The sequence below is a fragment of the Stenotrophomonas sp. AS1 genome (assembly GCF_048957655.1).
In the GTDB taxonomy this organism is placed as follows: Bacteria; Pseudomonadota; Gammaproteobacteria; order Xanthomonadales; family Xanthomonadaceae; genus Stenotrophomonas; species Stenotrophomonas bentonitica_A.
In genome coordinates this window covers 38,791-63,870 of record NZ_JARVXM010000003.1, presented here as the reverse complement: position 1 = coordinate 63,870, position 25,080 = coordinate 38,791, and the positions used below count along the sequence as shown (strand labels likewise).

26 protein-coding genes and 2 tRNA genes are annotated in these 25,080 nt (G+C 67.9%); 9 read left to right on the top strand and 19 right to left on the bottom strand.

Features of this window, described 5'->3' with window-relative positions:
• Positions 1-3 precede the first annotated feature (3 nt).
• The 3 genes from PV764_RS04550 to PV764_RS04540 are packed head-to-tail and all read left to right on the top strand — an operon-like array spanning position 4 to position 1,420.
• The gene (locus tag PV764_RS04550) at positions 4-417 is read left to right on the top strand and encodes a hypothetical protein (protein ID WP_284129034.1); all 414 of its coding nucleotides are present in this window, start codon (positions 4-6) and stop codon (positions 415-417) included.
• Positions 410-841, top strand: coding sequence for a hypothetical protein (locus tag PV764_RS04545; protein ID WP_284129035.1), 432 nt, complete (start codon positions 410-412; stop codon positions 839-841). Before PV764_RS04550 ends, PV764_RS04545 begins: the two co-directional genes overlap by 8 nt.
• A gap of 60 nt (positions 842-901) precedes the next feature.
• Positions 902-1,420 carry a hypothetical protein gene (locus PV764_RS04540; RefSeq protein WP_152663728.1) on the top strand — a complete coding sequence of 173 codons (519 nt, stop codon included), beginning with the start codon at positions 902-904 and terminating at the stop codon, positions 1,418-1,420.
• A gap of 315 nt (positions 1,421-1,735) precedes the next feature.
• Here the strand turns inward: PV764_RS04540 and PV764_RS04535 are convergent.
• From PV764_RS04535 to PV764_RS04515, 5 genes are all read right to left on the bottom strand, one after another.
• Positions 1,736-1,812: transfer RNA gene (locus tag PV764_RS04535), tRNA-Pro, on the bottom strand.
• 139 nt (positions 1,813-1,951) lie between these two features.
• Positions 1,952-2,028 (bottom strand) — tRNA-Pro (locus PV764_RS04530).
• Positions 2,029-2,076: 48 nt separating this feature from the next.
• Positions 2,077-2,190 carry a cytochrome bd-I oxidase subunit CydX gene (cydX, locus tag PV764_RS04525; RefSeq protein WP_019182852.1) on the bottom strand — a complete coding sequence of 38 codons (114 nt, stop codon included), beginning with the start codon at positions 2,188-2,190 and terminating at the stop codon, positions 2,077-2,079.
• A gap of 30 nt (positions 2,191-2,220) precedes the next feature.
• Positions 2,221-3,375 (bottom strand): cytochrome d ubiquinol oxidase subunit II, encoded by a 1,155-nt coding sequence (gene cydB / locus PV764_RS04520; RefSeq protein WP_019182853.1) that lies wholly within the window; start codon positions 3,373-3,375, stop codon positions 2,221-2,223.
• Positions 3,376-3,390: 15 nt separating this feature from the next.
• On the bottom strand, positions 3,391-4,980 hold the full coding sequence (locus PV764_RS04515; RefSeq protein ID WP_019182854.1) for a cytochrome ubiquinol oxidase subunit I: 1,590 nt from the start codon (positions 4,978-4,980) through the stop codon (positions 3,391-3,393).
• 227 nt (positions 4,981-5,207) lie between these two features.
• Between PV764_RS04515 and cydD the strand changes: the two genes are divergently transcribed.
• From cydD to PV764_RS04500, 3 genes are all read left to right on the top strand, one after another.
• A complete protein-coding gene (gene cydD, locus PV764_RS04510; protein ID WP_019182855.1) occupies positions 5,208-6,938 on the top strand; it encodes a thiol reductant ABC exporter subunit CydD in 1,731 nt (576 codons plus the stop codon).
• Complete coding sequence (gene cydC, locus PV764_RS04505) at positions 6,935-8,605, top strand: thiol reductant ABC exporter subunit CydC (protein ID WP_019182856.1); 1,671 nt, start codon at positions 6,935-6,937, stop codon at positions 8,603-8,605. The genes cydD and cydC overlap by 4 nt, the downstream gene beginning before the upstream one ends.
• A 106-nt stretch (positions 8,606-8,711) precedes the next feature.
• Positions 8,712-10,046, top strand: coding sequence for a S41 family peptidase (locus tag PV764_RS04500; protein ID WP_284129036.1), 1,335 nt, complete (start codon positions 8,712-8,714; stop codon positions 10,044-10,046).
• Positions 10,047-10,077: 31 nt separating this feature from the next.
• Here PV764_RS04500 and PV764_RS04495 read toward each other — a convergent pair whose 3' ends face one another.
• The 11 genes from PV764_RS04495 to ccmA form a co-directional block, all read right to left on the bottom strand.
• Entirely contained in the window at positions 10,078-10,362 is a 285-nt protein-coding gene (locus PV764_RS04495; protein ID WP_284129618.1) for a DUF1294 domain-containing protein, read from the bottom strand.
• A gap of 50 nt (positions 10,363-10,412) precedes the next feature.
• Positions 10,413-11,525 (bottom strand): homoserine O-acetyltransferase MetX, encoded by a 1,113-nt coding sequence (gene metX / locus PV764_RS04490; RefSeq protein WP_019182859.1) that lies wholly within the window; start codon positions 11,523-11,525, stop codon positions 10,413-10,415.
• 73 nt (positions 11,526-11,598) lie between these two features.
• Complete coding sequence (locus PV764_RS04485) at positions 11,599-12,627, bottom strand: tetratricopeptide repeat protein (protein ID WP_421116372.1); 1,029 nt, start codon at positions 12,625-12,627, stop codon at positions 11,599-11,601.
• Positions 12,621-13,103: a cytochrome c-type biogenesis protein gene (locus tag PV764_RS04480; protein ID WP_421116371.1), complete on the bottom strand. Its 483-nt coding sequence runs from the start codon at positions 13,101-13,103 to the stop codon at positions 12,621-12,623. The genes PV764_RS04485 and PV764_RS04480 overlap by 7 nt, the downstream gene beginning before the upstream one ends.
• Positions 13,072-13,683: a DsbE family thiol:disulfide interchange protein gene (locus PV764_RS04475; RefSeq protein WP_070425522.1), complete on the bottom strand. Its 612-nt coding sequence runs from the start codon at positions 13,681-13,683 to the stop codon at positions 13,072-13,074. The genes PV764_RS04480 and PV764_RS04475 overlap by 32 nt, the downstream gene beginning before the upstream one ends.
• 9 nt (positions 13,684-13,692) lie before the next feature.
• Positions 13,693-15,606, bottom strand: coding sequence for a heme lyase CcmF/NrfE family subunit (locus tag PV764_RS04470; protein WP_421116237.1), 1,914 nt, complete (start codon positions 15,604-15,606; stop codon positions 13,693-13,695).
• Positions 15,607-16,068, bottom strand: coding sequence for a cytochrome c maturation protein CcmE (gene ccmE / locus PV764_RS04465; protein WP_019182864.1), 462 nt, complete (start codon positions 16,066-16,068; stop codon positions 15,607-15,609).
• Entirely contained in the window at positions 16,065-16,250 is a 186-nt protein-coding gene (gene ccmD, locus PV764_RS04460; RefSeq protein ID WP_019182865.1) for a heme exporter protein CcmD, read from the bottom strand. Before ccmD ends, ccmE begins: the two co-directional genes overlap by 4 nt.
• A complete protein-coding gene (ccmC, locus tag PV764_RS04455) occupies positions 16,247-17,011 on the bottom strand; it encodes a heme ABC transporter permease CcmC (protein WP_019182866.1) in 765 nt (254 codons plus the stop codon). The genes ccmD and ccmC overlap by 4 nt, the downstream gene beginning before the upstream one ends.
• 123 nt (positions 17,012-17,134) lie before the next feature.
• Positions 17,135-17,830: a heme exporter protein CcmB gene (gene ccmB, locus PV764_RS04450; RefSeq protein ID WP_019182867.1), complete on the bottom strand. Its 696-nt coding sequence runs from the start codon at positions 17,828-17,830 to the stop codon at positions 17,135-17,137.
• On the bottom strand, positions 17,827-18,456 hold the full coding sequence (gene ccmA / locus PV764_RS04445) for a heme ABC exporter ATP-binding protein CcmA (RefSeq protein ID WP_070425518.1): 630 nt from the start codon (positions 18,454-18,456) through the stop codon (positions 17,827-17,829). Before ccmA ends, ccmB begins: the two co-directional genes overlap by 4 nt.
• Positions 18,457-18,558: 102 nt before the next feature.
• Between ccmA and PV764_RS04440 the strand changes: the two genes are divergently transcribed.
• The 3 genes from PV764_RS04440 (at position 18,559) to PV764_RS04430 (ending at position 21,195) form a co-directional block, all read left to right on the top strand.
• Entirely contained in the window at positions 18,559-19,707 is a 1,149-nt protein-coding gene (locus tag PV764_RS04440) for a pyridoxal phosphate-dependent aminotransferase (RefSeq protein ID WP_070425517.1), read from the top strand.
• 17 nt (positions 19,708-19,724) lie between these two features.
• Complete coding sequence (locus tag PV764_RS04435) at positions 19,725-20,531, top strand: amidohydrolase (protein WP_421116370.1); 807 nt, start codon at positions 19,725-19,727, stop codon at positions 20,529-20,531.
• Positions 20,532-20,760: 229 nt separating this feature from the next.
• On the top strand, positions 20,761-21,195 hold the full coding sequence (locus PV764_RS04430) for a hypothetical protein (protein WP_019182871.1): 435 nt from the start codon (positions 20,761-20,763) through the stop codon (positions 21,193-21,195).
• 148 nt (positions 21,196-21,343) lie between these two features.
• On the opposite strand, the gene PV764_RS04425 is transcribed toward PV764_RS04430, so the two are convergent.
• From PV764_RS04425 to PV764_RS04415, 3 genes are read right to left on the bottom strand one after another with little or no spacing between them, the layout of a single operon-like run.
• Complete coding sequence (locus tag PV764_RS04425) at positions 21,344-23,104, bottom strand: pseudouridine synthase (protein ID WP_421116236.1); 1,761 nt, start codon at positions 23,102-23,104, stop codon at positions 21,344-21,346.
• Complete coding sequence (gene scpB / locus PV764_RS04420) at positions 23,097-24,134, bottom strand: SMC-Scp complex subunit ScpB (protein WP_019182873.1); 1,038 nt, start codon at positions 24,132-24,134, stop codon at positions 23,097-23,099. Before scpB ends, PV764_RS04425 begins: the two co-directional genes overlap by 8 nt.
• A 15-nt stretch (positions 24,135-24,149) precedes the next feature.
• Entirely contained in the window at positions 24,150-25,055 is a 906-nt protein-coding gene (locus tag PV764_RS04415) for a segregation and condensation protein A (RefSeq protein ID WP_421116235.1), read from the bottom strand.
• Between the last annotated feature and the right edge of the window lie 25 nt (positions 25,056-25,080).

Sequence of the window (25,080 nt, the reverse complement as noted above, 5' to 3'; positions counted from 1 at the left end):
CCCATGCCGTTCATCTCCCGCGATCATTTCGCTTTGCGCATCTGTCGCACAATGACCGTGCTGGCCGTGCTGACGGGCGTGACCGCTTGCGGCGCAGGCGGGTTGTGGATGAATGGCAATCCCGCTGCGACCCGGCACCTCAGCCCGCCGGGCCACGAGTGGACCCGGCCGGATGCGAGCGTCCTGGTACGCGACATGGATTGGCAGGCGTGCGGTGGCCAACGAAGTGGGAACATTTCGGCAGACCGGCGAGGGGCTACTCCTCAAGAGGATGCCGAGCTTTCGCGCGAGAAACTCTACGCTGCGCAACGTTGCATGTTGGGAAAGGAGTATCACTACATCGGTTCCTGCGAAGGCGATATTCCAGGCCGCTATCCCGCTTGCCAGTCCGGTTCGGGGAGATTGCTGCATGATTGAGCCGTCTGCGCAACGACAGCTCAGAGCGGCTGGAGCTGCATTGGCAGTCGCGTTGCTGTCCGGTTGCGTGATTGGCAATGGCCGCATCTGTGGGCCGCAGACACCGATGATCTACTGCGATAAAGCGGCGTATGAGCGGCTGGCCAACCCACCTTCATTGATGGAAAGCTGGCAGCACCCGTCCAATACACCTGAAGCGCGTCAGCTCGACTGGGTGTCCTGCGGGGGGACGGAGAAGGGGAGCTATGCGGTGGTGCCAGGCACTACAGGTGCTGAGACGGCCGCGCGCTCCGGTGCGAAATTCGATCAGATTCAACGTTGCATGATGGGTAGACAGTATCAGTACACCGGTACCTGCCAGGGTGAGATTCCCAGTCGTTTCCCTGCATGCCAGCGCGCGGAGGGGGCCGTGCCGCAGCGCTGATGCGCCGAGGCGTATGCGGTCCTCCATCCAGTGCGTATCACTATCCTTGGGAGCCAGAACATGCAGTCATTCTTTCGTCCACTATCTGGATCGTCTGCCCGCCTCGCGCTTGGTTTGACTCTCCTGGGCATCGCCGGCGCAGCGTGCGCTGATCCTGAGCTGCCCGAAGCGCCGCAGTCTGCACAAGCAGTGCGATGCGCGGCCTTCTACATTGATGTTCCCTCGGCAGGCAATCCCGTGGCCAACCTCATGCTGGGCTCGGTGGTGAGCAAGGCTGCATGGATGGATCAGTTGAAAGCGCTCATGGCCCGGGGTGCCGAGCCACCGATGACCCGCCTGGTCGTCGCCGGTGAGAGCGAAGATGTCACACGAAAAGCAGTCCAGTCGGCGCTCGGCAGCTTCAAGCAGCAGCGCCTTTCCTATCTGACCCTCACGGTCGCAGGCCAGTCGCCGAAGATGCAAGGGCTGCAACGCAGCGCCGAGCAGCTTGGCATCACTTTCCGCGCGGCGACCCCTGAACGCTCGGCCGCATCACCCGAGGCACGGGCGGATGCGTATCTTCGGGGCGTGTGTGATTGAGCTGCACCCACCCCGTCACCGCCCTGTGCCTGGCCCTCAGCCTCAGCGTCTGCGGCATCGGCGGCATGTGGATGAATGGTGATCCATCGGTCGGCCGTATCCTCGTGCCACCGCGGGATACCTGGGAGAAGCCAGGCAACGGTGGCGCGGCCCGCGATGCCGATTGGCGCGATTGTGGCGGGGCCGCCAATGGCGTTTACCACGTCTCCACGCCGGAGGGTTCCAGCGCGGCGGCGATCCAGCAGGCCCTGGGCCCCAGACACAAAAAAACCCGGAGGACAGTGATGTCTTCCAGGCTTGATTGTGACCATCAGATGGTCGGGGAGACAGGATTCGAACCTGCGACCTCTACGTCCCGAACGTAGCGCTCTACCAGACTGAGCTACACCCCGTAAGGAGCCGCCTATTGTATCGATCCCGCCGGTCGGCGGCAAGGGGGGATCGCGTTTTTCACCTTCGGTGCCGTGTTGCCACGGCCCTTGATAAAGAAGCCTGGAAACGTGTTCCCAGGCTTCAATACGACCACCGGAGTGGTCGGGGAGACAGGATTCGAACCTGCGACCTCTACGTCCCGAACGTAGCGCTCTACCAGACTGAGCTACACCCCGAAGGAGCCGACAAGGATACGGTGTGAAGACCCGATCGGCAACCTTTTTTTAGCCTTCTTCGTGATCCGTACGGCTCTGCTCGCGGGCTTCGAACCACATGCCGTTGAGAATGGCCACGACCGAGGCCAGCCCTGCACCCAGAATCCAAGCGAAGTACCACATGGTAAGTCTCCTATGGCGCCGTGGGGCGCATCAGTAAGCGTTGGGGTTGTCGCTCATGTCTTCGGCCGTGGTCTTGCCCTTCATCACGCGGTAGACCCAGGAGGTGTAGGCGATGATGATCGGCAGGAATATGGCCGTGGCGATGAGCATGATCCCCAGGGTCAGGTGGCTGGACGAGCTGTCCCAGACGGTCAGGCTGGAGCCCGGCTGGCTGGAGGAGGGCAGCAGGAACGGGAAGATTGCAAAGCCGACGGTCAGGATGATGCCGGTGATCGAGGCCCCCGAGGCCACGAAGGCCAGGCCGCCACGGCGGGCCCGCAGCAGTACCGCGCTGGCCAGCGCACCCACCAGCCCGAGGATCGGGGCCAGCAGGGTCAGCGGCATGCTCTGGTAGTTGCGCAGCCAGCCACCGGCCACCGCACCGACGGCAGCGGTCTTGAGCAGCGGGTTGGTCGGGCCATCGGTGACCACCTGCGAGGTGATCTGGTAGCCCGGCAGGCCGAAGGCCACCCAGACGCCGGCCAGGGCGAACAGCACGAAGGTCAGCACCGCCGCGACGCTGCCATAGCGGGCCGAGCGCTCGGCCACCGGGCCGTCGGTCTTGAGCACCAGCATCGCCGCACCATGCGAGACCACCATGGCCACGCTCACCAGGCCGGCCACCAGGGCGAACGGGTTGAGCAGGCCGATCAGGGTGCCGGTGTAGAAGATGCGCATGCTGTCATCGAAGTGGAACGGCACGCCGACCAGCACGTTGCCCACCGCCACGCCGGCGATCAGTGCCGGCAGCAGCCCGCCGACGAACAGCGCACGGTCCCAGTTCTCACGCCAGCGCTTGCTGGGCATCTTGCTGCGGTACTTGAAGGCGACCGGGCGCAGGATCAGCCCGAACAGCATCAGGAACACCGCCAGGTAGAAGCCGGAGAAACTGACCGCGTACAGCGGCGGCCAGGCGGCGAAGATCGCACCGCCACCCAGCACCAGCCACACCTGGTTGCCTTCCCACACCGGGCCGACGGTGTTGATAACCAGCCGGCGTTCGTCATCGGTCCGGGCCACGAACGGCAGCAATGTGCCCACGCCGAGGTCGAAACCGTCCATCACCGCCCAGGCGATCAGCAGGATGCCGAGCAGCAGCCACCAGATCACGCGGAGCGTGGTGTAATCGAGTCCAATGAATTCCATCTGGGTTCTCCTGCCTTACGCCCGACCGTGGGTCGGCGCAGCGGCATTGGGGGAAAGGGACGTGGCTGCAGCCTGCAGCGACGGCAGGATGTCGTCCGGGCCCTTGCGGATCGCCTTGAGCATCAGCTTGACTTCGATGACCAGCAGCACCGTGTACAGCCCGGTGAACACCGCCAGCGTGGTCAGGATTTCATGCAGGGCCAGGCCCGAGGCGGCGTAGAAGGTCGGCAGCACGCCGTCCACCGCCCACGGCTGGCGGCCGTACTCGGCCACGAACCAACCGCATTCGATCGCGATCCACGGTGCCGGCAGCGACCACAGGGCGAGCTTGAGGAACCAGCGCTTGTCCTGGAAGTTGTGGCGGCACGAGTAGTAGAAGGCCAGCGCGAAGAAGGCGATCAGATAGAAGCCCAGCCCGGCCATGATGCGGAAGGTCCAGAACAGCGGGGCGACCCGCGGCACGGTGTCCATCGCGGCCTTGGAGATTTCTTCCGGGGTGGCGTTGAGGATGTCCTCGCGGTAGCGCTTGAGCAGCAGGCCGTGGCCCAGATCCTGCCAATGACGGTCGAACATCTCACGCGCTTCGGCGTCGTTCTTGTCCTTGCGCACGCGTTCCAGCGCGCCGTAGGCCAGCTGGCCACCCCGCACGCGGTGCTCGGCACGTTCCACCAGCTCCAGGATGCCCGGGATCGGCTGGTTCAGCGAACGGGTGGCGATCAGGCCCATCAGGTAGGGGATCTTGATCGCGTAATCGTTCTGCTGGGTGGTCTGGTTCGGAATGCCGAAGGCGGTGAAGTCGGCCGGGGCACGCTCGGTTTCCCACATCGCTTCGATTGCGGCCAGCTTCATCTTCTGGTGTTCGCTGGCGGCGTAACCGCTCTCGTCACCGAGCACCACCACCGACAGCGAGGACAGCAGGCCGAAGGCCGCCGCCACCGCGAAGGAGCGACGGGCCATGTCCTTGTGCTTGTTGCGCAGCAGGAACAGGGCGCTGATCGACATCACGAACACCGCGCCGGTCACGTAGCCGGCGCTGACCGTATGCACGAACTTGGCCTGCGCCACCGGGTTGAACAGCACGGCGGCGAAATCCACCACCTCCATGCGCATCGTTTCCGGATTGAAGATCGCGCCGGTCGGGTTCTGCATCCAGCCGTTGGCGATCAGGATCCACACCGCCGAGAGGTTGGTGCCCAAGGCCATCAGCCAGGTCACGGTGAGGTGCTTGACCGGGCTCAGGCGCTTCCAGCCGAAGAAGAACAGACCGATGAAGGTCGCTTCCAGGAAGAACGCCATCAGGCCTTCGATCGCCAGCGGGGCGCCGAAGATGTCACCCACGTAGTGGCTGTAGTACGACCAGTTCATGCCGAACTGGAACTCCATCACGATGCCGGTGGCGACGCCGATCGCGAAGTTGATGCCGAACAACGTGCCCCAGAACAGCGTCATCTGGCGCCAGACCTGTTTGCGGGTCATGACGTAGACGCTCTCCATGATGGCCACCATGAACGACAGGCCAAGCGTGAGGGGAACGAAAAGGAAGTGGTACATCGCGGTCAGAGCGAATTGCAGCCGCGACAGTTCTACGACTGTCTGATCAATCATGGCCTGGCTACCTCGTTGGGTTTTGCCGTTTCAGGTGGCGGGAAGGGGGGTCTACGGGGTGAATTCTGTGACCAGCAACTTCAAACAGCCTTGATTCAGATCAATGTACAAACGCACTCGCACGGGGATCGTATGCCATCCCGCCCCTGCGACCGCTGGCCGCACGGGGGCGGGGCCAGCACCTACTACAATCGACGGAACCTCCCTGTGGCCGCCAGTGACTTGTTTTGAGCATACCCCCCGACGCGTCGATTGTTGAGACAACCGCCCTGCGCCGGCAGCGCCTGCACTGGCTGGGCGGGCTGGCCGCCGCCGCGCGCGGCAAGCAACGCCTGGCGGCGATCTGCATCTGCCTGTCCGGCGCGCTGCTGATCGGCCAGGCGGCCGCCATTGCGTGGCTGATCCAGGCCGTGCTGGTCGATCATCGCCCGCTGGCCGAGGCCACCCCGGTCCTGCTGGGGCTGCTGGCGGTGCTCGGGATCCGCACCCTGCTGGGCAGCGTGACCCAGGCCGCCGCCGGGGACGTCGCCGATGCCGCGCGGCTGGCCCTGCGTGAACGTGTGTACCAGCGGCTGCTCGGCCGCGGCCCGCTGTGGCTGCGCCAGCAGCGCACCGGTGAGCTGGGCGAACTGATGCTGGCCCATGCCGATGCGATCGAGAATTATTACGCCGGGTACCAGCCGGTCCGCATCGAAGTGGTGGTAGTGCCGCTGCTGATCGCCATCGCCGTGGCCTGGACCGATTGGGTGATCGCGCTGATCCTGCTGTTCACCGCGCCGCTGGTGCCGTTCTTCATGATGCTGGTCGGCTGGGGCGCTGAAGCGGCCGGGCGCGCGCAGTTGGGCGAACTGGCGCGGATGAGCGGCCACTTCGCCGATCGCATCAAGGGCCTCGGCCTGCTGCGCCTGTACGGGCGCGGCGAGGCCGAGCTGGACGGTGTGGCCACCGCGGCCGAAGGGGTGCGCGAGCGCACCCTGAAAGTGCTGCGGATCGCTTTCCTCTCTTCGACGGTGCTGGAGTTCTTCGCCTCGGTGAGCGTCGCGATGGTCGCGCTGTACCTGGGCCTGAGCTACCTGGGCCTGATGTCGCTGCATGCGCAGGTGCCGACCCTGGGCGTGGGCATGTTCTGCCTGCTGCTGGCACCGGAGTTCTACGCGCCGCTGCGGCGATTGGCCGCGCACTATCACGACCGCGCCAATGCGCTCGCCGCCGCGGCGGAAGTGGAGCGCCTGCTCGGCGAGCTGCCTGCCGCAGCCGTTGTCGATGACGCACCGCCCGCCACCGCGCGCGCGCCGGAGCTGTTGGAACAGCACGCGCCCCCGGTGGTCGTACGCGATGTCAGCCTGCGCCCGCTCGGTGCGCACCACGATGTGGTGCAGCGCCTTTCGTTCCAGATCGAGCCGGGGCAACGCGTCGCGCTGGTCGGGCCCAGTGGCAGCGGCAAGAGCACGCTGCTGGAAGCGCTGGCCGGGTGGCTGCCACCGCGCGAGGGCAGCATCGTGCTGCGCCCCGGGCTGGACGTGGGCTATGCCGGTCAGCGCCCGTATCTGTTCCACGGCACCATCGCCGACAACCTGCGCCTGGCCGCACCGGGGGCGACCGACGCGCACCTGCGCGCCGTGGCCGAGGCCGCCCAGGTGATGCGCTTCGCCGCCGCGTTGCCGCTGGGGCTGGACACGGTGATCGGCGAGCGCGGCTTCGGTCTGTCCGGTGGCGAAGCGCGCCGCATTGGCCTGGCGCGGCTGTTGCTGCGCGATCCACACCTGCTGCTGCTTGACGAGCCGACCGCCTTCCTCGATCCGGAGACCGAAGCCGATCTGCTGCGCACCCTGGCTGCCTTCGCGCGTGGGCGCAGCGTGGTGATCGCCACCCACAGCGAAACCGCCATGCGGTGGGCCGACACCCGCCTGACATTGACCGCTGGCGGTGCACGCCTGGCCTCGGAGGTGTCGCCATGAAGGCTGCCCGGATCGATTCGCTGAAGGGGGTGTTCGCCCGGCACCGCGGCCGGCTGCTGCTGACCGTGCTGCTGCTGTGGACCACGATGCTGGCCGGCACTGCGTTGCTCGGGCTGTCCGGCGGGTTCCTGACCGCCGCCGCCTTGGCCGGGGCCGCCGGGCTCGGCAATGGCTTCAACTTCTTCTCGCCCTCAGCGGGCATCCGCGGGCTGACCATGGCGCGGATCGTGTCGCGCTACTTCGAAAAGCTGGTGGGCCACGATGTCACCCTGCGCATCGCCCGCGACCTGCGCGTGTGGTTCTTCCGTCGCGCGCTGCCGCTGGCGCCGGCACGGTTGGCAGGGGTGCGCACCGGTGAACTGCTGGCGCGGCTGATGTCCGATATCGGCGAGGTCGACGGTCTGCTGGTGCGCGCGATCGGCCCGCTGCTGGCGCTCGGTGGCATCTCGCTGGTCGCGGTGGTAGCGGCCGGCATCATCTATCCGCCGGCGGCCGGTCTGCTGGCGCTGCTCGCAGTGCTGATCGGCGTCGGCGTGCCGTGGTTGACCGTGCGCGGCGCCGCGGACCAGGAGCGTGACCGCGCGCTGCACCGCGCGCAGCTGCGCACGCAATCGTTCGAAGGCCTGGAAGGCGCGGCCGACCTCGCCGCGCTGCAGGCGCGCGAGCATTGGAACCAGCGCGTGCTGGTGGCGTCCAAGCAGCTGAAGTCACGTGACAAGCGCCGTCGCTGGCGCCTGATCAGCGGCAACGCGCTGCATGGCCTGTGCGCCGCGGGGGGGCTGGTGGCGATGCTGTGGCTGGCCCTGCAGGCCTTCGAGCGCGGCAGTGTGGATGCCGCGTTGGCCGCCGCGCTGGTGTTCCTCACTGTCGCACTGCTGGAGCTGTGGGCCGGCATCGGTCTGGCCTGGCAGTCGTGGTTGTCTGGCCGCGTCGCCGCGGTGCGGCTGGAGGCCATCGTGGATCAGGCGCCGGGCGTGGTCGAGGCGCAGGCGCCGGTGGCCGTGCCCGCGGTGCCGGCCACGCTGCAGTTTGATCAGGTAGTGTTCCGTTGGCCCGGCCAGGCGAGGGTGCTGCTGGACCAGGTGCAGCTGCAGCTCGCGCCGGGCGAACGGATCGCGATCCGCGGTGACAGCGGCAGTGGCAAGACCACGCTGTCCTCGTTGTTGCTGCGGCTATGGGATCCCGAGGCGGGCAGCGTGCGTTACGGCGATGCCGATATCCGCGGATTCGCGCAGGCCGACTGGCACCGCCAGATCGCCTGGCTGCCGCAGAATGCGCCGGTGTTCGCCGGCACGGTGGCGGACAACCTGCGGCTGGGCGATGTAGCGGCCAGCGACGCGCGCCTGTGGCAGGTGTTGGCAGAGGTACGACTGCAGGCGTGGGCCGAACAGATCGGCGGGCTCTCGGCATGGGTGGGCGAGAACGGCGCGACCATGTCGGCCGGGCAGGCGCGGCGCCTGGCGCTGGCACGTGCGCTGCTGCGTGATGCGCCGATCCTGCTGCTGGACGAACCGACCGAAGGCCTGGACGTGGATACCGCGCATGCGTTGTTGCACGACATGGTCGCGGCGCTGGGCAACCGCAGTCTGTTGATGATCACCCACGACGAACTGCCGGACGGCATCGTGCATCGCAGTTATCGTTTGCGGGATGGAAAGCTGACATAAGCCTTCTTCCTGAAGGACCGCAGGAAGCACAGTGCCTGCGAACTGTCTGGCCAATGCAATGCGCTTGACCTAGGATCGTGGTTCAACGTGAACAAGGATGTTGAGCATGAATCGCAGGGTCGCATTCGTCCTTTTGCTGGGTCTCTTCAGCGGTGGCGCATCGGCGGACACCGTCTGGAAAGGCACCAGCGTGAATTCGATCACATGGGGCACGGGCGACATTCTGGAAACCCAGGGTGGGGCGCTCAGCGTGTCCGCCGAATCGACCGGCACGGAAAACTTCGTCGGCGCCATCACCGCGATGGATGCAGCTCCTTACCGGGGCCGGGAGGTGGTTCTGGCCGGCACCATGTCGGTCAAGGATGGCGCAGGCCGTGCCGCGCTGTGGATGCGTGCGGACGGGGCAAACGGCCGATTGGCGTTTGCAAGCTCGGCTGGCACGCCCGTGCGCGCCGGTGAGGGGCCACAGGCGAGAGAACTCCGGCTGTACATTCCGTCCGGAACGACCAGCCTCAAGCTCGGTGCAACATTGGACAGTGCCGGGCATGTCGTTGTCGAGAAGATGACGCTGACGGCGGAGGCGGCCACGTCGGGCGGAGTGTCCGCCTATGACATGGTGGAGTACGCCCTCGCTGCCATTCGCGACAATGCGTTGAACGCCGCGAACGTCGATTGGGAAGCCGAGCAGCAGACGCGTCTGACGCCGGCACTGAAACGCCTCCCCGCACAAGAGGCCTATGGCAGCATCAGAGCGGTTCTGGATCTGCTGGCAGATCGCCATAGCTTCCTGCAACACCCCAGGGAAGCCGCCGCCTACCGCCAGTCCGCTGTTGCATCGAGAGACATCGAGGCCAGACAGATGCAGGACATCGGCTACGTCCTGGTGCCGGGCCTGCGCGGGACCGAAGCCACTGCCGCTGAAGCGTTTACCACCGGGCTCTGTGAGCACATCGAACGATTGGCGCCGACGTCAGCCAAGGGCTGGATCGTCGATCTTCGCCAGAACACGGGCGGCAACATGTGGCCGATGCTGAGCGGGCTGCACGCGTTGCTGGGCAACGGAAGCATCGGCGCATTCCGGGACCGGGAGGGCGTTGCCACCGCGTGGCGCCCACGCGCCGGCCGTGCCTGCGCAGTCGACCTTTCCAGCAGCCGCGTGGCCGTTCTCGTCGGCCCGAAGACGGCAAGCTCTGGAGAAGCGGTGGCCGTCGCCTTCCGGGCCCGCCCTGGCACCCGATTCTTCGGGCAGCCGACGGCCGGTCTCGCAACGGCCAACCGTTCCTATCCGCTGCCTGATGGTGGCGCGCTGCGGTTGACGAGGGCCGTGATGCTTGATCGCTCGGGTGAAGCCTATCTGGACGGGATAAAACCCGAGGAGCGCGTTTCAAGTGATCAGGACGCCATCGACATGGCGGCTGCGTGGCTTCGCTCGTCGCCATGAAGCAGCGCTGCGTGCACGCAATGTTCCAGGGTCATGCCCGCAGCAGCACCGCAAGCGCCAAGACGTTGGCCAGCACGCACAGGGCGAACACCCATTGGAAGGCGCTCTTGCGATGCTTGTGGCGGAACACCGACTGGCCCAGCAACGCGCCAGGCCAACCGCCCGCGAAGGCCAGCAGTTGCAGGGTGCGTTCGGGTGTGCGCCAGTTGCCCAGGCGTGCGGCACGTTTGTCATGCCCGTAGAGCGCAAAGGCGACAGCACTGGTGAGTGCGTACCATGCGGCCAGCCACTGCGGTAACAGCCCAGTCACCGCCATCGCGATCACCGCGCCGATCACCGCCAGCGCCAGATAGCGGCGCGCACGCGTCACAGCCCGTGCAGGAACCCGCTGACCGCCGGGCCGAACCGGGCGAAGTCGACCAGGAACGCATCATGGCCCTGCGGCGAATCCAGCCCGATGAACTGCGCATCTGCACCGCCGGCGCGCAGGCCGTCGGCGATCTGCTGTTGCTGCTGCACCGGGAACAGGATGTCGGTGTTGGCGCCGATCGCCAGCGCCTTGTCCACCTGGATCTTCGCCAGCCCGGCCATGACGTCGCCGTCGGCGTATTCGGCCAGGTCGAACCAGTCCATCGAGCGGCTCAGGTACAGATAGCAGTTGGGATCGAAGAAGCGCACGAAGCGGCGGGCGTGGCCTTCCAGGTAGCTTTCGACCTGGAACTCCAAGCCGAACGGATCGTCATCAGCCTGGTCCGAATCCAACCGCACGCGGCCGAAGCGGCCATCCCATTCCAGGGCGGATCGATAGGTGATCACGCCGAGCTTGCGCGCCATGCGCATGCCCGATTCCGGGTAGGCCTGGTCGGTGTAGCGACCGCCATTCCACTGCGGATCAAGCCGGATCGCCTCGCGCTGCAGCGAGCGGATCGCGATCGAGAACGGCAGCGCCTGGGCACTGCCGGAAATGTTGATATGGCTGCGTGCGATGCCCGGATGCAGCAACAGCAGCGCCAGCGCGGTCATCCCGCCCATCGAATTGCCGATCACGCAGGCCAGTTCGGTGACGCCCAATGCGCGCACCACCTCCACCGCCGCACGCGCGCCATCTTCGATCGACAGCTCGGGAAAGCGCAGGCCATACAGCTCGCCGGTGGCCGGATCGATGCTGGCCGGGCCGGTCGATCCCTTGCAGCTGCCCAGCGAGTTCACGCAGATCACGAACCAGCGATCCGTATCGATCGGCTTGCCCGGGCCGACCATCGCCTCCCACCAGCCGGCGGCCGGGTTGTCGGCGTTGGCCGCGGCATGCGCATCGGGGGAGAGCCCGGTGACGATCAACACCGCATTGCCGGCGTCCGCGTCGAGCGTGCCCCAGGTTTCGTAAGCCACGTGGGCATCGCGCAGCTCACCGCCGCGCTTGAACGCGAACGGCGAGGGCAGGGCGTGGTAGCGGGTGCCGGGGGGAATGAATTCAGTCATGCGCGCATTTTAGCCGGGCGCCGCGATGGCGCCGTGGTGGTGGGCGGCACGCTGCGTCGCGGCCGCGCACCGATCAAGGGCGATCAAACACCAGTGGCACCGGCCCGGCATGCGGCAGGCGCACCCGTACCGGGGCGGTTTCCACATCGTCCGGCTGGCGGTTGGCCTGGCCCGAACGCGACAGCCGCGCGAAGACCTCCACCTCCTGCACCTGCGACAGCGTGCTGGTCGGCATCGGGCTGTCGCCATCGCCGAGCGTGACCACCAACGGCAACCGGCTGGCCGGATGTTTCTGTACGGCGATCGGCATCGGCGGGCCGTCGGGTGCGCGCGCGATCACGAACACCGTGGCGTTGGCCAGCGCCGGATCCGGAGCGGTTTCCGACGCGAACCGCACCTGTACCGCGAGCGCGTGGTTCCCGGCCGCCGCAGGGGCCGCCGCAGGGGCCGGCGTCTCCGGCAGGGGCGGGAGGCCGGCATTGCTGCGCGCGATGGCGATCTGCTCGCGCAGCGCGCGCGCCGCGCCCGGCTCCAGCCGTGGCAGCAGGGCTTCCCAGGCGGCCGCAGCCTCGGCGTCCTGCCCGCGCTGACGCAGCGCGATGCCGATCAGCCAGCCAGCGCGTTCGCTCTCCGGCGCGAGCGCGTTGGCGTGGCGCAGCCACTGCAGGCCCTGGTCATCGAATTGTTTGCCCGGCGCTGCCTGGGCCCGTGCCTGGGCCGCTTCGACCAGCACGCCAGGGTCGTCCGGCGCGAGCCGCACGGCCCGGTCGAACGCCGCCGTGGCCTCGTCCAGCTTGCCCAGCGCCAGCTGCGAGCGGCCGAGCAGTGCCCAGCCATCGGCGCGTTGCGGATCTTTCGCCAGCGCCTGCTCCAACGCCTGGACGCCATCTTCCAGCGTGGCGGGCTCGTCGTTGGCCGCGGTCCGCTCGGCGGCATCCGGCGTGCCGACCAGCAGGTACAGCGCGCCACCGGCCAACCCAAGGGCCAGCATCGCGATCACGAAGGGGCCGCGTTGGCCGCCTGCACGCAGCGGCCGCAACACGAGTGCAGCGACGGCAGCGGCGACGACCGCAGCGCTCAGGGCCATCCAGAGACTCACCAGCGCTCCTCGCTCTTGTCCATCGGTTCGATCCCACGGCTGCGACGGCGCACCACCCAGATCAATACGCCGGCACCGATCAGCAATGCCACCGGCGGGCCGAACCAGAGCAGCGCATTGCGGGCCTCCATCGGCGGCCGGTACAGCACGAACTCGCCATAGCGGTCGACCAGGAACTGCTTGATCTGTGCATCGCTGTTGCCCTGCTGCATCAGCACCAGCACTTCCCGGCGCAGGTCGTGCGCGATCTGCGCATTGGAATCGGCCAGCGACTGGTTCTGGCACTGTACGCAGCGCAGCTCGGCAGCCAGCGCATGGAAACGGGCTTCCTCGGCGGCGTCGCGGTACTGCAACGGGGTCGGGTCGGAGACGGCCTGCGCCATCACCGGCAACGCCACGGCCAGCGTCAGCGCGATCAGCGCGACGCTGGCCAGCCGGACAAGGCGGTTACGGCGAAGCGGGCAGCTGCGGCTGGGCATCGGCATGGGCACGCTCCACCTTTTCCAGTTCCGGGATCAGCTGGGTATCGATCACGCGCTGGCTGAGCGCGCCGCTGTACTTCCAGCGCACCACGCCGCTGGCGTCGACCAGGAAGGTCTCGGGCGCGGCGGTGACGCCCCAGTCGATCGCAGTGCGGCCTTCGATGTCGCTCAGCACCAGCACGAACGGATTGCCCAGCTGTTCCAGCCAGCGCAGCGCATCGGCCGGCTCGTCCTTCCAGTTGTAGCCGATCACGCGCACGCGCTTGGTTTCGGCGAATCGGGTCAGGATCGGATGTTCGTCACGGCAGGCCGCGCACCAGCTGCCCCAGACATTGAGCACATACGGGGCGCCGCGCAGCTCGGTGCTGCTGACCTTGATCTGTGGATCGTGCAACACCGGCAGTTCGAAGGCCGGGGCCGGCTTGCCGATCAGCGCCGAGGGCAGCACGTCGCGGTCCGGTGCGCCGGATTTCATCACCCCGTAGATCATCAGCCCCAGCAGCCCGAAGAAGAACAGCACCCCGATGACGATGGCCACGGGCGGCAGCGGACGGGAGGCGGGGCGGGGATCGGACACGGGAAACTCCTAGAGACGACGGAAACGACGATCGGCAGCGGTGACGAAACCACCCAGCGCCATCAGCAGCGCGCCCAGCCAGATCCAGCGGACGAACGGTTTGATGTGCACGCGCACGGCCCATGCATTGTTGCCCAGCGACTCGCCGAGTGCCACGTAAACATCCCCGTTGAGACGGGCGTGGATGCCGGCCTCGGTCATCACCTGCCCGCCACTGGCGTACAGGCGTTTTTCCGGATGCAGCAGGGCCAGCTGGCGGTCATGCTGGAGCACGCGCAGGTGGCCGCGATCGGCCACGTAGTTCGGTCCCTGCTGGTGGTCCACGCCTTCAAAACGCACCTCGTACGTGCCCACCACGAGCGACTGGCCGGGGGCCAGCGCGACTTCGCGCTGCACGTTCAAGGCCTCCACCAGCAGCGCGCCGGCCAGGAACACGGCCACGCCACCGTGGGCAAGCAGCATGCCGACCATTTCGGCGGTGAACTTCCCATTGCCGCGCAGGCGGGTCCAGACGAAGCGCCCGGTACCCAGCGCCACCCAGGCCGCACCGGTCACGCCGGCGGCGGTCTTCAACGCGCCCTGCGGCGCCATGAAGTAGGCGACCACGCCGAGCAGCACGGCCAGCCCGGCCCACGGGGCCAGCATCGCCAACCGGCGCGAGGCCTGGTCGCGCTGCCAGTTGACCAGCGGCCCGAACGGCAGCAGCGCCACCAGCGGCGCCATCAACACCACGAACAGCGTGCCGAAGTAGGGCGGCCCCACCGACACCTTGCCCAGACCCAGGGCATCGGCCAGCAACGGGTACAGCGTGCCGAGCAGGACCATGCCGCAGGCCGCGGCGAGCAGCAGGTTGTTGGCCAGCAGCAGGGTCTCGCGCGAGGTCGGCAGGAAGCCGCGGCGCGGGTCGTCACTCGTCAGCGCACCGGCGCGCAGCGCGTACAGCAGCAGCGCGCCGCCGATCACCAGCGCCAGGAAGATCAGGATGAAGGTGCCGCGCGAGGGATCGGCGGCGAACGAGTGCACGCTGGTCAGCACGCCCGAGCGCACCAGGAAGGTGCCGAGCAGCGACAGTGCGAAGGCAGCGATCGCCAGCAGCAGCGTCCAGCTGGCGAAACTGCCGCGCTTTTCAGTGACGGCCTGTGAGTGGATCAGCGCCGCACCGGCCAGCCAGGGCATGAAGCTGGCGTTCTCGACCGGATCCCAGAACCACCAGCCGCCCCAGCCCAGTTCGTAATACGCCCACCAGCTGCCCAGTGCGATGCCGATGGTCAGAAAGCTCCAGGCCACGTTGGTCCACGGCCGCGTCCAGCGCAGCCAGCGCGCGTCCACGCGGCCTTCCAGCAGCGCGGCGATCGCGAATGCGAACGGCACCGAGAAACCCACGTAGCCGATGTACAGCATCGGCGGGTGGATGATCAGCCCGGGATCCTGCAGCAGCGGGTTGAGGTCACGTCCTTCCAGCGGCGCCGGAATGAGCCGCGCGAAGGGATTGGAGGTAAAGATCAAGAACGCGAGGAAGCCGATGCTGATGATGCCGAGCACCCCGAGCACGCGCGCGCAGACCTCGGCCGGCAGCCGCTTGGACCACAGCGCAACTGCGCCGCACCACAGCGCCAGCACCAGCGCCCACAGCAGCAGCGAGCCTTCATGCGCGCCCCAGACCGCGGAGTAACGGTAGGCCAGCGGCAGCAGCGAGTTGGAATTCTCGGCCACATAGCGCACCGAGAAATCCTGGGTGACGAAGGCTGCTGTCAGCACGCCGAACGCGCCCAGCAGCAGCGCCAGCTGGGCGTACGCCGCCGGTCGCGCCACCGCCATCCACGTGGCGCGGCCACGATGGGCGCCCCACAACGGCAGCACGGTCTGCAGCACGGCCATCAACAGCGCGGTGACCAGCAGGATCTGCCCCAGTTCCGGCAGCACTCAGTACGTCTCCGGTGCCGGCACGGGCACATCGTGCTTGGTGTGCGCCTGGCCCATTTTGTCGGCTACTTCCTTGGGCATGTAGGTTTCGTCGTGCTTGGCCAGCACTTCTTCGGCGACGAAGCGGCCGTCCTGCAGGCGCCCGGTGGCGACCACGGCGGTGCCCTCGGCGAACAGGTCCGGCAGGATCCGCGAGGTGACCACCGGCAGGGTGGCATCGCCATCGGTCACCACGAAGTGCGCATCCAGCGAGCCGGGTGCGCGCTGCAGCGAGCCTTTGACCACCATGCCGCCCAGGCGGAACCGGGCATGGTCGCCGGCATCACCGCGCAGCACTTCGGAGGGCGTGTACAGGTAGGCGATATTGCGTTGCAGGGCCATCGCCACCAGCGCGGTCGCCAGACCGGAGGCCAGCACCAGCAGCATCACCCAGAGCAGGCGGCGACGCCGGACCGGATTCATCGGGTCAGCTCCGGCGCGAGCGGCGGTGCGCTGCCGGCGGCCGTGCGGGCCTGCTGGCGCTGCTGGCGGCGCGCGGCCAGGCGGCGCGCCCAGCGCAGGCGCAGCCAGGAACCGATGGCATCGCTGCCCAGCACCAGCACGAACACCGCATAGGCGGCGATCACGTAGGGCAGGTGGGTCATGGGCGGGTGTCCTCCAGCGGTGCACGGGTGCCGGCGGTGACCCAGGCCTTGCCGGCCTCGCGCAGCAGGTTGTCGGCGCGGGCCTTGGCCAGCAGGGAGCCGGCGAACCACAGCTTGGTGCCGATCACCATCAGCCACAGTGGCAGCGCCATGCTGGCATCCAGCGTGGACTCGCCGAACAGGCGGATGGTTTGGCCCTGGTGCAGGCTGCCCCACCATTCCACGGAATAGCGGATCACCGGCAGCAGGCTCACCCCGACGATGGACAGCAGGCCCGCCGCGCGCGCGGCGCTGCGACGGTCCTCGATGGCGTGGTAAAGGCCGATCACGCCCAGGTACAGGAACAGCAGGATCAGCTCGGTGGTCATGCGCGGGTCCCAGTCCCACCAGGTGCCCCAGGTCGGCTTGCCCCAGATGCTGCCGGTCAGCAGGGTGATCAGGGTGAAGCCGGCGCCGAGCGGGGCGCAGGCCATCGCCAGTACCTCGCAGGTCTTGATCCGCCAGATCAGCGCGATCGCCGCGTACAGCGCCATCAGCGCGAACACGAACAGGCTCATCCACGCGCTGGGGACGTGGATGTAAAGAATGCGGAAACTGTCCAGCTGCTTGGAATCAGCCGGCACGACGGCCAGCGCCTGCCAGATACCGACCAGCAGCACCGGTACCGCCGCCAGGTAGAACACCCGCGACCAGCGCGCGGCGAAGCGGTCGAAGGTGGGCGGGGAACCGAGTTGGTGGAACCATCGGACGATCGGGTGCATGCGGCAGTGGCTATCCAACGAAAGGCGGCGATGAAACGGACGTGGAGTGGCTCGGCAACGGATGACGCGGAGGCAGGTAACGCTCACAACACAGCACACGCCACCGACAGTACGCCATACCGCTCAACTCAGCGAGATGCGGATCGCCGCGGCTGTCGCCAGCGGGGCCAGCACCAGCGCCACCACCAGCCCGGCGCCCAGCATCAGCAGGGCGCCGATCGGGTCCTGGCCGCGGGCGACCGCGGCCACGCTGCCCGCGCCGAACACCAGCACCGGCACATACAGCGGCAGGGCCAGCAGCGCCACGAGAATACCAGAGCGCCGGATGCCGACCGTCAGCGCGGCGACCACCCCGCCGATGAGGCTCAACAACGGCGTTCCCAGCAGCAACGATGCCAGCAACATCGGCAGCTGGTCATGCGGCAGATGCAGCATTTCCGCCAGCAGCGGCGACATCACGATCAACGGCAGGGCGGTGGTGACCCAGTGCACCAGCACCCGCACCAGGACCAGCCAGGCCAGCGGAACCGGGGCCAGCAGCCATTGCTCCAGCGAGCCATCTTCGGCATCGCTGCGGAACAGCGAGTCCAGCGCCAGCTGGCCGGCCAGCAGCACCGCCAGCCACATCACCGCCGCGGCCACGCGCGCCATCGCCTCCGGGTCGCGGCCCAGCGCCAGTGCGAACAGCACCACCACCAGCAGTGCGAACAGCAAGGGCTGCAGCGCATCGCCGCGGCGCCGCCAGAGCAGGCGCATGTCGCGGGCAATCAGGGCCCGCGCGGTCTGCCACAGACCCGGTTCGGTTCCTGGCGCGATCATGCCGCCGCTCCCAGGGTCAGCAGGCGCGTGCGCACCGGGGGGGCCGCGTAGGCGCCGTGGGTGGTGACCAGGGCGGCGCCGCCGCTGCGCAGGTGCGCGGAAATCATGCGGTTCACCAGGTTGATGCCGTCCAGGTCGAGATTGGCGTAGGGCTCATCGAGCAGCCACAGCGGCGCGGGCGAGAGCCAGATGCGGGCCAGCGCCAGGCGGCGCTTCTGGCCGGCCGAGAGCTGTCGCACCAGGGTGTCTTCATAGCCGGCCAGGCCGACGATCGCCAGCGCGTTGCCGGGCATCTGGCGGGCGCGGCGGCCGTGCAGTCCGCACAGGAAATGCAGGTTCTCCAGCGTGTCCAGGTCCGGCTTGAGTGCGGGCAGGTGGCTGAGATAGGCCACATAGTGGGCGCGCTCCTTGTGCCCGGCGCGCTTGCCATCGATCTCCACCTGGCCGCTGCCGGCGCGCAGCAGCCCGGCCAGCACCCGCAGCAGGGTGGTCTTGCCGGCACCGTTGTCGCCCTGCACCAGCAGGGCTTCACCGGCATCCACGTGCAGGTCCAGCGGGCCGAAGACGGGTTCGTCGTTGCGACTGAAGCCAAGGCCATGCGCGGCCAGCAACGGAGGGGCGTTCAAGGGGCGGGATCTTTGCACCGGAATGGGCCGCCATTGTATCGGGGGAACGGGTCGGATGATTTGCGTACACTGGGAGTTCCCCCGGTTCTTTCCGTGCTGCCGATGCAACCGCAAACCAAGCTGCCCAAGGTGGGCACCACCATCTTCACCGTGATGTCCCAGCTCGCTGCCGAACACGGCGCGGTCAACCTTGGTCAGGGCTTTCCGGATTTCTCCGCACCGCAGCGGCTGATCGATGAAACCATCGCCGCGATGCAGGGCGGGCTCAACCAGTACCCGCCGATGACCGGCGTGGCGCCGCTGCGCCAGGCCATCGCGCAGAAGTCGCTGGATCTGTACGGCGCGCAGGTTGATCCGGACACCGAGATCACCGTCACCAGCGGCGCCACCGAGGCGATCTTCAATGCCATCCACGCCGTGGTCCGCCCGGGCGAGGAAGTGATCGTGCTCGACCCGGCCTACGACTGCTACGAACCGGCGATCGACCTGGCCGGTGCGCGCGCCGTGCACGTACCGCTGGACCCGCAGACCTTCGCGGTGGACTGGGACCGCGTGCGTGCGGCGATCAGCCCGCGCACCCGCCTGCTGATGGTCAACACCCCGCACAACCCGTCCGGCGCGATGCTCACGGCCGATGACATGCAGGCCCTGGCCGATGTGCTGCGCGGCACCGACATCTACCTGATCTCCGATGAGGTGTACGAGCACATCATCTACGACGGTCGCCGCCACGAATCCTCGCTGCGTCATCCGGAACTGCGCGAGCGCGCGTTCGTGATTTCCAGCTTCGGCAAGACCTACCACTGCACCGGCTGGAAGATCGGGTATGCGATCGCGCCGCCGGCGATGACCGCCGAATTCCGCAAGGTGCACCAGTACAACACCTTCACCAGTTTCGGGCCGGCCCAGTACGGCTTCGCCGCGATGATCCGCGACGAGCCGCAGCATCATCTGGAACTGGGCGCGTTCTACCAGGCCAAGCGCGACCGCTTCCGCGAGCAGCTGGCCGGTACCCGGCTCAAGGCGCTGCCGGTGCCGGGCGGTTATTTCCAGCTGGTGGATTACTCGGCGATCAGCGATCTGCCCGACCACGAATTCGTGAAGTGGCTGACGATCGAGAAGGGCGTGGCGGCGATCCCGCTGTCGCCGTTCTATGAGACCGCGCCCGCCGGCCAGCGCCTGGTTCGCCTGTGCTTTGCCAAGAACGACGCCACGATGGACGCGGCGATCGAACGCCTGCGGGCCCTGTGATGAGCACAGTGACCGAGCTGCAGGACCTGCGCATTTCCCTGGTCCAGGGCGACACTCGCTGGCACGACCCGGCCGGCAACCGCGCCCATTACGGCGCGCTGCTGGCGCCGCTGGCCGGGCAGACCGATCTGGTGATCCTGCCGGAAACCTTCACCAGTGGCTTCTCCAACGACGCCATCGACAAGGCCGAAGGCATGGACGGCCCGACCGTGGCGTGGATCCGCGAGCAGGCCGTGCGGCTGGGCGCGGCGGTGACCGGCAGCGTGCAGCTGCGGGTAGGCGAGGGCGTCTACAACCGTCTGCTGTGGGCCACGCCGGATGGCGAGCTGCAGTACTACGACAAGCGCCACCTGTTCCGTTACGGCGGCGAGCATGAGCGCTATGCCGCCGGCCGGCAGCGCCTGAGCGTGGAGTGGAAGGGCTGGCGGATCAATCCGCAGGTCTGCTATGACCTGCGTTTCCCGGTGTTCTGCCGCAACCGTTACAACGTAGAGCGCGCCGACCAGCTGGATTTCGATCTGCAGATTTTCGTGGCCAACTGGCCCTCGGCACGCGCCTACGCCTGGAAGACGCTGCTGCGCGCGCGCGCGATCGAGAACCTCTGCTACGTGGCGGCGGTCAACCGGATCGGCGTGGACGGCAACGAGCTGCATTACGCCGGCGACAGTGCCGTGATCGATTTCCTGGGCCAGCCACAGGTGGAAGTGCGCGAACGCGAGCAGGTGGTCACCACCGCCATCTCGGCAGCGGCCCTGGCCGCGCACCGCGCGCGCTTCCCGGCGATGCTTGATGCGGACAGCTTCAGCCTGCAGGAACGCAGCTGAAACGGTAGTGCCGGCCGCTGGCCGGCTCTGCACGTTGCAGGATTGCCTGGAGCCGGCCAGCGGCCGGATCTCATGGGCGTTGCAGGATTGCCTGGAGCCGGCCAGCGGCCGGCACTACCGGGGCCGCTCGGGCTGAACAGACGCCGGATGCGCGTGGAGTGCATCATCCGCGCCACACGCGCACGCTGCTAGATTCGGCGCGTTACCCCTTCAGTACGAGCGGACCCGCATGAAGAAGTTCTCCCTGGCATTGATCGCATTGGCTGGTATCTCGGCCGTCCCGGCTGCGCAGGCCGCCGGCAACATCGATTGCGAGCTGCACTACAACCTGGCCGGGTGGTCGGTGCTGTACAAGACCGCTTCCGGCACGGGCACCATCCAGTGCGACAACGGCGCACGCATTCCGGTCAAGATCACCGCCAAGGGCGGCGGCCTCACCGTGGGCAAGTCCAAGATCGTCGATGGCAAGGGCAAGTTCTCCGGCGCCTACTCGGTCAACGACCTGATCGGCTCCTATGCCGCCGTTGAAGCGCACGCAGGCGCTGACAAATCCAGCAATGCTCAGGTCATGACCAAGGGCGATATCTCACTGGCCCTGGCGGGCACCGGCAAGGGTTGGGACCTGGGCGTGGGTGTAGGCCGCTTCACCATCGAGCGACGTTGAGGTAGAGCCACGCCACGCGTGGCTGCACCACCGTCTCCGGCATGACGCGCAGCCACCCATGGGTGGCTCTACACGACCGGGTTGATCGCCGCCCGCGCGGACCCAACAAAAAACCCCGGCCGAAGCCGGGGTTTTTTTGTGTCACTGATCAGCCGCCGCGCGGGCCGCCACCACGGTGACCGCCGCCGCCCGGGCCACGGTTGCCGCCGGGACGACCGCCCGGGCCGCCCGGACCGCGACCAGCCGGGCCCCGGTTGCCGCCCGGACCACCGGGGCCGCGATTGCCGCCAGGACCGCGCGCATTGGCGCCGCCCGGGCCACGGTTGCCACCCGGACCACCCGGACCGCGGTTGCCCGCCGGGCGCGCGCTGCCGTACGGGCTGGCGCCCGGATTGGCGTGGTCGGACGGGAAGCTCGGCGCATTGCCCGGATGGCCATACGGATGGCGGGACGGACCCTGGCCACCCTGGGCGCCGCGGTTGCCACCGCCGCCCGGACCGGCCGGACGGCCCTGGCCGCCATAACCGCCACGGCTTTCGCCACCGCCGGCATAACCGCCGCGGCCTTCAGCGCCGCCACCGTAGCTGCCGCGACCCGGGCCGCCTGCGCCACCCGGACCCTTCGGCTTGCCGTACGGACGGCCCTGGCCGCCGGCGCCTGCGCCGGCACCCGGACCGCGCGCACCCGGGCCACGGGCAGCGCCCGGGCCGGCATTGCGGTGGCCGCTCGGGCCGGTGCTGACACCGTCGGGCACATACCAGCTGCGGAACGCGGCCGGGTTGCCTTCCGGCAGCGCACGGTTGCCCTTGTCCGGGCGCGCCTTGAACGGGCGCTGCGACTGCTTGGCTGCTGCTTCGCCGCTGACCGTCAGGCCACCCTTGAAGCCGCCGCCCTTGCCGCCGCGGCCACGGCCGCGCTCTTCGCGCACGTTGTCGAAACGACGCAGTTCGCGGCCTTCATCGGCCGAGTTGTGGCCGTTGACGTAGGCGTTGCCACGGCCACCCTCGCGCGAGACGCGCACAGTGGTCTTGGCGGCGCGGCGCTGGCCGATCACCGGCTGCAGGGTCAGCGCCGACGGCGCGCCTTCTTCCAGCTTCAGTTCGGCGCGCAGCGCTTCGACCTGCTTGGCCGGCAGTTCGACCGACTGGCCACGCAGCAGTTCGCGCGGCAGGCTCACCTTGCCGTAGCGGGTGCGCTTCAGGCGGCTGACCTGGCAGCCCTGCGATTCCCACAGGCGGCGCACTTCGCGGTTGCGGCCTTCCTTGACGACCACGCGGAACCAGTCGTGCGAGTCGGTGCCGCCGATGCGTTCGATCTCGTCGAACTTGGCCGGGCCGTCTTCCAGCGCGACGCCACGGGCGAGGCGGTCGACGATGCTGTCCGGCACCTTCTCTTCGCCTTCCGGGGCACGCACGCGCACCACGTATTCGCGCTCGACCTCGTAGGAGGGATGCATCATCGCGTTGGCCAGCTCACCATCGGTGGTCGCCAGCAGCAGGCCGGTGGTGTTGATGTCCAGGCGGCCGATCGCGATCCAGCGCGCGCCCTTCAGGGCAGGCAGCGCTTCGAACACGGTCGGGCGACCTTCGGGATCTTCGCGCGTGGTCACTTCGCCTTCCGGCTTGTTGTAGGCCAGCACGCGCGACGTTTCGGTCAGCGCGGTGGCCACGAAGCCACGGCCGTCCAGTTCGACTTTGTCGCCGCTCTTGATCGACTGGCCGGTCTGCGCGACCTCGCCGTTGACCTTGACCAGGCCATCGGCGATGCGCTGTTCCAGCGCGCGGCGCGAACCCAGGCCTGCCTGCGCCAGCACTTTGTGCAGGCGCTCTTCGAGCTTGGGCTGTTCGGAGGCGGTTTCGCGCTTGAGCGAAAGCTTGTTCAACGACGGCTTGCGGGGGGTGTCACTCATTTACTTGGCTCCGGCCGGCAACGGATGCGTCGGCCTCTGGTTCGGGATCGGCTTCGTCAACAGCCACGGTCGTCTTCGCGACGGCGTTGTTTTCGGTTTCGTTCTGGGGCGCCGCGCGCTCTCCCGGCGCGGTATCGGGTTCGCCATCGCTGGCGGTCGTATCCGCGTCGTCGTCGGCAGGCGACAACGGCGCATGGGATGGGGTGTCCGAAGCGTCCGCATCGGCGGAAGCTTCGCTATTGTCCGGATCTGCCGGCTGCTCCGCCAGCCGCGCCGAGGCCAGCGCCACGCGGGCGGCCAGGCGGGCGGCGGCCGGGTCCACCGGGTCTGCAGGATCCACCGGCGCTGCAGGATCCAGCGGCTCCGCAGGGTCCGTCGGCGCCGGGGCGTCGTCGTCGTTGGCCGCGTCGCTGTCCAGCGCCGCATCCGGTGTCGCCGCGCCTGCGGGCAGGCGGCCGGCCGGCTGGCCTTCGCTGTCCAGCGGCAGCTGCGGTTCCAGCTCACCCAGGTCGCGCAGCTCGGACAGCGGCGGCAGTTCGTCCAGGCGCTTGAGGCCGAAATAATCCAGGAAGCCCTTGGTGGTGCCGAACAGCGCCGGCTTGCCGGGCACGTCGCGGTGGCCGATCACGCGGATCCATTCACGCTCTTCCAGGGCCTGGATGATGTTGCTGCTGACCGCCACGCCGCGGACCTGTTCGATCTCGCCGCGGGTGATCGGCTGGCGGTAGGCGATCAGGGCCAGCGTTTCCAGGGTGGCGCGGGTGTAGCGGGTCTTGCGTTCGGTCCACAGCCGGGTGATGTAACCGTGCACCTCGCTGGTGACCTGGAAGCGGAAGCCGGAGGCCACCTCGACCAGTTCCACGCCGCGATCCTGGCAGCCCTCGCGCAGCAGTTCCAGCGCGCGTTCGATGCTGCCCGGCGGTGCCGGTTCCTCTTCCGGGAACAGACCCTGCAGCTGCGCCAGCGTCAACGGCTCGCTGGCGGCCAGCAGGGCGCCTTCGACAATACGGTTGATCAGCGGTTGATCCATACGTGGGTCGGGTGCTCAGTCGGATTCGTTGGCGGCGTCGTTGTCGTCGAACTCACTGTTGAACTGCAGCGGTTCGTTGGTGTTGCCGGCGGCCAGGGACTTGACGTAGATCGGCGCCAGCGGAGCTTCCTGGACGATGTCCAGCAGCTGTTCCTTGGCCAGTTCGAGCAGGGCCAGGAAGGTGACCAGCACCCCCAGCTTGCCTTCTTCGGCGGTGAACAGCGTTTCAAACCGGTAGAACCTGCCGTCTTCCAGACGACCCAGCACGTCGCCCATCCGCTGGCGCACGCTCAGTGCCTCGCGTTTGATCGCGTGGCCGGTGAACAGCTCGGCGCGCTTGAGCACGTCGTGCAGCGCCATCAGCATTTCCTTCAGATCCACCGGCGGCGGCAGCTTGACGGCCGCGCGGTCGGGGACGAAGGCGTGGGCCACGGTGGTGTCGCGGTCCTGGCGGGGCAGGCTGTCGATGCCTTCGGCGGCCTGCTTGAAACGTTCGTACTCCTGCAGCCGGCGCACCAGCTCGGCGCGTGGATCGGCTTCCTCGCCCTCGATGCTGGGCGGCCGCGGCAGCAGCATCCGCGACTTCACTTCGGCCAGGATCGCCGCCATCACCAGGTATTCGGCCGCCAGTTCGAAGCGCAGCTCCTGCATGACGTTGATGTACTCGACGTACTGGCGGGTGATCTCGGCCACCGGGATGTCCAGGATGTCCAGGTTCTGCCGGCGGATCAGGTACAGCAGCAGGTCCAGTGGACCTTCGAAGGCATCCAGGATGACTTCCAGCGCGTCCGGTGGGATGTACAGGTCCTGCGGGATCTGCAGGACCGGCTGTCCATGCACCACGGCCAGCGGCATTTCCTGCTGCTGTGGGGCGGGCACTCGGGTTGGCGGGTTCGCGTCGGGCGCGAGTTCGGCAGTCATCAAATAGACGTCAGTATTGCAACGG

Bases quoted from the DNA above. Each gene is read 5' to 3' on its own strand.
- PV764_RS04515 (WP_019182854.1), bottom strand. From the start codon at position 4,980: ATGATTGATCAGACAGTCGTAGAACTGTCGCGGCTGCAATTCGCTCTG.
- PV764_RS04480 (WP_421116371.1), bottom strand. From the start codon at position 13,103: ATGCCCAGCCGCAGCTGCCCGCTTCGCCGTAACCGCCTTGTCCGGCTG.
- PV764_RS04540 (WP_152663728.1), top strand. From the start codon at position 902: ATGCAGTCATTCTTTCGTCCACTATCTGGATCGTCTGCCCGCCTCGCG.
- cydX (WP_019182852.1), bottom strand. From the start codon at position 2,190: ATGTGGTACTTCGCTTGGATTCTGGGTGCAGGGCTGGCCTCGGTCGTG.
- PV764_RS04545 (WP_284129035.1), top strand. From the start codon at position 410: ATGATTGAGCCGTCTGCGCAACGACAGCTCAGAGCGGCTGGAGCTGCA.
- cydC (WP_019182856.1), top strand. From the start codon at position 6,935: ATGAAGGCTGCCCGGATCGATTCGCTGAAGGGGGTGTTCGCCCGGCAC.
- metX (WP_019182859.1), bottom strand. From the start codon at position 11,525: ATGACTGAATTCATTCCCCCCGGCACCCGCTACCACGCCCTGCCCTCG.
- PV764_RS04430 (WP_019182871.1), top strand. From the start codon at position 20,761: ATGAAGAAGTTCTCCCTGGCATTGATCGCATTGGCTGGTATCTCGGCC.
- ccmD (WP_019182865.1), bottom strand. From the start codon at position 16,250: ATGACCCACCTGCCCTACGTGATCGCCGCCTATGCGGTGTTCGTGCTG.
- PV764_RS04425 (WP_421116236.1), bottom strand. From the start codon at position 23,104: ATGAGTGACACCCCCCGCAAGCCGTCGTTGAACAAGCTTTCGCTCAAG.
- cydB (WP_019182853.1), bottom strand. From the start codon at position 3,375: ATGGAATTCATTGGACTCGATTACACCACGCTCCGCGTGATCTGGTGG.
- ccmC (WP_019182866.1), bottom strand. From the start codon at position 17,011: ATGCACCCGATCGTCCGATGGTTCCACCAACTCGGTTCCCCGCCCACC.
- PV764_RS04500 (WP_284129036.1), top strand. From the start codon at position 8,712: ATGAATCGCAGGGTCGCATTCGTCCTTTTGCTGGGTCTCTTCAGCGGT.
- scpB (WP_019182873.1), bottom strand. From the start codon at position 24,134: ATGGATCAACCGCTGATCAACCGTATTGTCGAAGGCGCCCTGCTGGCC.
- PV764_RS04440 (WP_070425517.1), top strand. From the start codon at position 18,559: ATGCAACCGCAAACCAAGCTGCCCAAGGTGGGCACCACCATCTTCACC.
- PV764_RS04550 (WP_284129034.1), top strand. From the start codon at position 4: ATGCCGTTCATCTCCCGCGATCATTTCGCTTTGCGCATCTGTCGCACA.
- ccmE (WP_019182864.1), bottom strand. From the start codon at position 16,068: ATGAATCCGGTCCGGCGTCGCCGCCTGCTCTGGGTGATGCTGCTGGTG.
- PV764_RS04495 (WP_284129618.1), bottom strand. From the start codon at position 10,362: ATGGCGGTGACTGGGCTGTTACCGCAGTGGCTGGCCGCATGGTACGCA.
- PV764_RS04415 (WP_421116235.1), bottom strand. From the start codon at position 25,055: ATGACTGCCGAACTCGCGCCCGACGCGAACCCGCCAACCCGAGTGCCC.
- ccmB (WP_019182867.1), bottom strand. From the start codon at position 17,830: ATGATCGCGCCAGGAACCGAACCGGGTCTGTGGCAGACCGCGCGGGCC.